Annotated in this window: 7 protein-coding genes; all 7 read left to right on the top strand. The window is 30.0% G+C overall.

Annotated elements, in window-relative coordinates:
• Positions 1-171: 171 nt before the first annotated feature.
• Positions 172-579 (top strand): hypothetical protein, encoded by a 408-nt coding sequence (locus BP92_RS0113395; RefSeq protein WP_026726502.1) that lies wholly within the window; start codon positions 172-174, stop codon positions 577-579.
• Between the two features lie 69 nt (positions 580-648).
• On the top strand, positions 649-1,071 hold the full coding sequence (locus tag BP92_RS0113400; RefSeq protein ID WP_035693521.1) for a PepSY-like domain-containing protein: 423 nt from the start codon (positions 649-651) through the stop codon (positions 1,069-1,071).
• Positions 1,072-1,157: 86 nt separating this feature from the next.
• Positions 1,158-3,119, top strand: coding sequence for an LTA synthase family protein (locus BP92_RS0113405; protein WP_026726504.1), 1,962 nt, complete (start codon positions 1,158-1,160; stop codon positions 3,117-3,119).
• Entirely contained in the window at positions 3,119-4,000 is an 882-nt protein-coding gene (locus BP92_RS0113410) for a diacylglycerol/lipid kinase family protein (protein ID WP_026726505.1), read from the top strand. Before BP92_RS0113405 ends, BP92_RS0113410 begins: the two co-directional genes overlap by 1 nt.
• A 370-nt stretch (positions 4,001-4,370) precedes the next feature.
• Positions 4,371-4,769, top strand: a complete 399-nt coding sequence (locus BP92_RS17395) for a phosphatase PAP2 family protein (protein WP_245598386.1) — start codon at positions 4,371-4,373, stop codon at positions 4,767-4,769.
• Between the two features lie 66 nt (positions 4,770-4,835).
• Positions 4,836-5,567 (top strand): hypothetical protein, encoded by a 732-nt coding sequence (locus tag BP92_RS0113420; protein WP_026726506.1) that lies wholly within the window; start codon positions 4,836-4,838, stop codon positions 5,565-5,567.
• 472 nt (positions 5,568-6,039) lie between these two features.
• Positions 6,040-6,322 (top strand): helix-turn-helix domain-containing protein (locus BP92_RS16420; protein ID WP_035693525.1); only part of this gene is annotated, 283 nt, incomplete at its 3' end.

Genomic DNA, 6,322 nt, shown 5'->3' on the forward strand with positions numbered 1-6,322 from the left:
ATTTGAAATCGGAAAGGTTATTAATTTAAAGTTTTGTTTATATTTGTGAAGGCTTGGTCTTGGTTCATCGCCACTTCATGAAGCCGCGAAACGTTATATGATACCCTTGAGCTACACAAACCGCTGAAAAAAACATACAATAAAAATCAAAATTTTTCGTTTCTTTGAATAATGAAAAGTACATTAAAAATATTTATCTTTTTTTATTACTCATTGGGAACTATATTTTTACCAATGGGAGACTTTTCAACTTTACAAGACATTCCTAAAATGTATAATAATTGTAAAGAATACGAACATCACGATATGACACCACTCGATTTTATTACTGACCACTTAATAAATATTGATGGCTTGTTCGACAAACACGACAACGGAGATGAACAAAAGCCACACAAAAATATAGACTTCACATTTAGTAATTTTACTGCCACACTTTTCTTTCAAGAAGTTAACACTTTTGAATTCAAGAGTATTAAAGTAACAATTGAAAATAGTATTGTAATTTCAAATTACAAAAAAGCTATTTATACTTTCAACCACACTCTTTCCATTTTTCGCCCACCAATATTTGTTTAATTTATTACTGTAGTTCCTTTTTTTACAAAGGAAAATTAAAACATTTTTAAATTATAACAAATCAATAAAATGAAAAAATATTTTTTCGTTGTATTGGCTATTATATGTAGCTATACATCAAGTTTTGCACAAAGCAAAACACCAAAAGCAGTAATAACTGCTTTCAATTCTGCTTACCCAAATGCTAAAAAAGTAAAATGGGATAAAGAAGATAATAACTTTGAAGCAAGTTTTAAGTTAAATAAAATTGCAAATTCCGTAGTATTTAATAATGAAGGGGAAATTTTAGAAACAGAAGTCGAAATTAATTTTAATGAGCTTCCAAAAAAAGCTGTAAATTATATTATAAAAAATTATAAAAATCAAAAAGTAAAAGAAACAGCAAAAATTATTACTGCAAAAGGTAATATAATATATGAAGCCGAAATAAAAGGCAAAGACATCTTTTTTGACAACAATGGTAATTTAATAACAAAAGACAAAATTAGTTAGCACTAATAATTTAAGCACAACACACTTCGTGTGCAGTGCTTTTTTTGCTTAACTAATCTTTTCTAAATTAATTTAATTTATCAATTATGTTCAAAAAAATCAACTTTTCAACAAGGTATTCCTTGCTGTTAACTTTCGTTATATGGTTTCTTGCTATCTCTCAAATAGTACGAATTATATTTTTCGTATGGCAATACGATGAAGTTTCCTTTAATATATTTACTGCACTTGGTACACTTCTAACAGGATTGTTTTTCGATATTGGTACAATAAGTTTTATTGTATTTCCTGCCATTATATATTACTTCATTTTTCCAAATAAATTTATTGGCTCTTGGGTTGATAAAATATTCATTTGGTTTTTTACCACATTAGTAACCTTTATATTAGTATTTACCTTTTTTGCCGAAATCACTTTTTGGGACGAATTCAAAACCCGATTTAACTTCATTGCTGTAGATTATCTAATTTACACACACGAAGTTGTTAAAAATATTCAAGAATCATATCCAATACCAGTATTAATAATTGGAGTTTCGGTTATTGTTTTTTTAGTATTATTTCTGTTTTATAAAAGAAATGCCTTCAAAAACACATTCTCACAAACAGCAACTTTAAAAGAAAAAAGTATTGTATTAGTAATTGGTTTAGTTTCTTGTTTGTTTTTTACAACATTTATAACAAACAATCACGCCGAATGGTCTTCTAATCGGTATAATGCCGAAATCTCAAAATCAGGAATTTATTCGTTTTTTTCTGCTTTCAGAAACAATCAAATGGTTTATAATGAGTTTTACACATCTGTAAACGACAAAGAAGCTTTCAATATCATTAGAAATAAATTAACGGACAATAACAGTAAATTTCAATCTAATAAATTATCTATTCACAGGACAATTTCTGATACTACAAATGCTACACCAAGTAAAAAAAATGTAGTTTTTATATTAGTAGAAAGCCTAAGTGCCAGTTTTATGAAAGAGTTTGGCAACCAGCAAAACATAACACCGTTTTTAGATAGTTTAGCTCAAAAAAGTGTATTCTTCGATAATTTATATGCCACAGGAACAAGAACCGTTCGTGGTATGGAAGCAATGACACTTTGTATTCCGCCAACACCAGGACAAAGTATTGTGAAACGTCCAGAAAATCAAAACTTATTTACTGTATCAAATGTTTTTAAATCCAAAGGATATAATTCAAACTTTTTTTATGGTGGCGATGGATATTTTGATAATATGAACGCTTACTTTGGTGGAAATGGTTTTACAATTTATGATCGTGGACGCGGAAGTGTCTTGAGTGATAAAATTAAAACAACTCGAAATAATATCAACGACAACGAAGTAACTTTTGAAAACGCTTGGGGAATTTGCGATGAAGATATTTATTCTAAAATGCTAAATGTTGCCGATGAACATCACAAAAATAACAAACCTTTTTTCAATTTTGTTATGACAACTTCTAACCATCGACCTTTTACTTACCCTGACAATGCAATTGATATTCCATCAGGTAGTGGACGTGAAGGAGCAGTAAAATATACTGATTACGCTATAAAAAAAATGTTTCAAAAAGCAAAGAATAAACCTTGGTTTAAAAACACGGTTTTCATAATTATTGCCGACCATTGTGCAAGTAGTGCAGGTAAAGATGAAATTGATGTAGCCAATTATCACATTCCTGCTTTTATTGTCAATTTTCCACAAGAAATGAACCAAAAAGTATCAAAACAATGTTCTCAAATAGATGTTTTTCCAACATTTTTTTCAATGATGAATTGGAGTTACGAAAGCAATTTCTTTGGCAAAAATGTATTTAATCAAAACTTTGAAGAACGTGCTTTTGTTGGAACCTACAGAAAATTAGTATTGATGAAAAAAGAAAAAGTAATGATTTTGTCTGACCAAAAAAGGCAATCTTTTTACTATTGGAACAAAACAGATAATAGTTTAAAACCTTTGCCAATGGATAAATCATTTCTTAATGAAACAATTTCTTGGTATCAAACTGCCGACTATTTATTCACAAATAAATTATTGAAATAATGGTTTACATTCATTTTATAGTAAATCCTATTTCGGGAAATGGTAATCATAATATTGGCAAAACAGAATTAGAAAAATATTTTTCAAAGGAAAAGTTTAAAATTGAAGTTGATTATTCTAACCATAAAAAACACGCAATTACGCTCACTAAAAAAGCAATAGAAAACAATCCAAACTGTATTGTAGCTTGTGGTGGCGACGGAACTATAAACGAGGTAGCATCGTGTTTGATAAATACAAAAATCAAGTTAGGTATTATTCCAGTTGGTTCAGGCAATGGTTTAGCTTCAAATCTAAATATTCCAAAAGAGATAAAAAAAGCAACAGAAATTATCCGAAACGGAAATAGTCAAACAATTGATGTGGGACAAGTAAATGAACACTATTTTTTTAGTAATATGGGTATCGGTATCGATGCTCATATTATTAAAAAGTACGAAACCTATAAAAAAAGAACTTTAATTGCTTACATAAAAGCATCAGTAACATCAAGTTTTCAATTTAAACCCATTCAAACTGTACTTGCTTTTAACAATCAAATTATAAATACAAATTCTTTTCTATTGTTCATTTCAAATTCTAACGAAATGGGATATGGAATGAGCTTAACACCTAAAGCAAGTTTACAAGATGGTTGGTTAGATTTAGTAGTTGTTTCAAAGTTAAACTTTATAAACAAGCTCATTTTAGGAATGTATGTACTATCAAATAAAGTCGAGAAGTTCAAAAATGCACAGCATTCATTAATCCAAAAAATGAGTATTAAAATTCCAAACAAAATAAACACAGACATACAAATTGATGGAGAATATTACAATATAAAAACCAACAAAATTGATGTTTCAATAATTAAAAACGGATTAGAAATAATAATGCAGTAACCTACTTTAAAAACAAACTTATGAGAAAAATAGTTTTTATATTTATATTTTTAGCAAACGCAATCTATGGGCAACAAACTAAAATTGATACTCTTAAAAAAATAACAGTCAAGTATTCAAATTAAAAAAATTAATCATTCCAACAGTTTTAATTGGTTATGGTGTAATTGGCATTGAAAGTGATGGCTTAAAATTTATCAATTCAGGCATAAAAGAAGAAGTAAATGAAAATATAGACCAAAAAATTACAATTGATGATTTTTCACAATATGCACCAGCAATTACAGTTTACGGTTTAAACGTGGTAGGAATAAAAGGTAAACATAATTTTAAAGAACGAACAATAATTTTAGGCACATCTTATTTAATTATGTCCGCTTCAGTATTAAGTTTAAAATCAATTACTAAAGTGGAAAGACCAGACGGTTCGGCTTTCAATTCCTTTCCGTCAGGTCATACCGCAACAGCATTTGCAAGCGCAGAATTTTTGTGGCAAGAATACAAAGATGTTTCAATTTGGTATGGTATAACAGGATATTTAGTTGCAGCAGGCACAGGAGCATTTAGAATTTATAACGACAAACATTGGCTAACAGATGTAGTTGCAGGAGCAGGAATAGGAATTTTAAGCACAAAAGTTGCTTATTGGATGTTTCCTTACATTAACAAACATATTTTTAAATCTAATAAAAATGTTTCATCTACAATAATAGCACCTTTTTATAATGGCAAACAAATAGGTATAGGAATGGCTATCAACCTAAAATAGCAAACTATTTTTTTTAAAATAAATTACTTATTTTTGAAATCTATAACCAATTAAAAAACTTAAAATATGGCATCAGTATCAGAAACAGGACACGCTAAAAACGTAGCAAACTTACAAGATTTAATTTCATTCGTAACAGGCTACGGAGCAACCTACAACCCAACAAAAAATGCTTTAAAGTTACCACAACTTACCGCATTAGCAACAGCATCGCAAACAAGTTTAGCAGATGTAATTACCAAAAATACAGCATACAATAATAAAGTAAACGAAAGAGTTAACGCTTTCAGCGGTTTAAAAGCGTTATCAACTCGATTAGTAAACGCATTAGAAACTACCGATGCAACAGCACAAGTTATAAAAGATGCAAAAGGTTTTAATCGCAAGTTACAAGGCAAACGAGCATCAACAGCTACAACGCCTATCGACCCAAACACACCAGCACCAGCAACCATTTCTACAAGTCAGCAATCGTATGACCAACAAATACAACATTTGGCAGGTCTAACATCTGTTTTAATTTCAGAGCCAAGTTATGCACCAAACGAAACCGCTTTAGCAACTGCAACGCTTACAGCATTGCAAGCCAATTTAACTGCTAAAAATAATGAAGTAGCAACAGCATACACAAACATAAGCAATTCAAGAATTGCAAGAAACAACACATTATATGCAGACAGCACAGGATTAGTTGAAATAGCAACCGAAGTAAAGAAATACATTAAATCACTTTACGGAGCATCAAGTCCAGAATTTGCACAAGTAAAAGGAATAGAATTTAAGAAAGCAAAAAAATAACATAACCAAAAACAGAAAAGTCTAACCCACTTTTAAGAATATGCAAACCGCAAAAAGAAATATACTAAACGCAGAAAGGATTGTTTGCTCCGCAAACAAACTTATTGCTACCGCAATAAAATTTATCTTCTTTGCGTTTAGAATTATTTCAACCGCATTTAGAATTATTCAATCCGCAGAAAGATATATGACTTCCGCAATTAGAAATATAGCTTCCGCAAACAGAATAATAACAACCGCCAAATGGAACAGAAAAAAAGGGCATCATATAACAGCGGTTTGAAGCAATTGGGGGTTTAGGGCATAATTTGAAGTTGGTTTTGTATTTGCAAAGTTTAGTCTTAAACCGAAAGTAAAGGCTTCCTTAACCCCAACTGCTTCAAGCCGCGAAACGTTAGCGGTCAGGCTAAAACGACCCGGGAGAATTCAATAACTTAATGCAACAAATGATAAATTTTATCTTTGTTGAATTATGGAAAAATTACGCAGGCGATTAACCTTAAATGAACGGATTGTTATTGAGACTTTACTCAAAGAAAACAAGTCTAAAAGCTATATTGCTAAACAACTCAATAGAAACAGATCTACAATTACTCGTGAAGTTAATAATTGGGTTATTAAACCAACAGATATTTACAAAGCTTCTATTGCAGATTTCTTTGCTAAAGATGATTACTTAAATAAAAGAAATAAGGACAAAATAAACACCCACAAAAAACTTAAACACTTCGTTTACAAAGGATTGCTGTCGGGTT

Origin of the sequence: Flavobacterium sasangense DSM 21067, assembly GCF_000686885.1 — a bacterium.
Taxonomy (GTDB): domain Bacteria; phylum Bacteroidota; class Bacteroidia; order Flavobacteriales; family Flavobacteriaceae; genus Flavobacterium; species Flavobacterium sasangense.

What these genes read in the sequence shown, in the direction of transcription:
- BP92_RS0113395 (WP_026726502.1), top strand. Translation starts at nt 172, where the DNA reads ATGAAAAGTACATTAAAAATATTTATCTTTTTTTATTACTCATTGGGA.
- BP92_RS0113400 (WP_035693521.1), top strand. Translation starts at nt 649, where the DNA reads ATGAAAAAATATTTTTTCGTTGTATTGGCTATTATATGTAGCTATACA.
- BP92_RS0113405 (WP_026726504.1), top strand. Translation starts at nt 1,158, where the DNA reads ATGTTCAAAAAAATCAACTTTTCAACAAGGTATTCCTTGCTGTTAACT.
- BP92_RS0113410 (WP_026726505.1), top strand. Translation starts at nt 3,119, where the DNA reads ATGGTTTACATTCATTTTATAGTAAATCCTATTTCGGGAAATGGTAAT.
- BP92_RS17395 (WP_245598386.1), top strand. Translation starts at nt 4,371, where the DNA reads ATGTCCGCTTCAGTATTAAGTTTAAAATCAATTACTAAAGTGGAAAGA.
- BP92_RS0113420 (WP_026726506.1), top strand. Translation starts at nt 4,836, where the DNA reads ATGGCATCAGTATCAGAAACAGGACACGCTAAAAACGTAGCAAACTTA.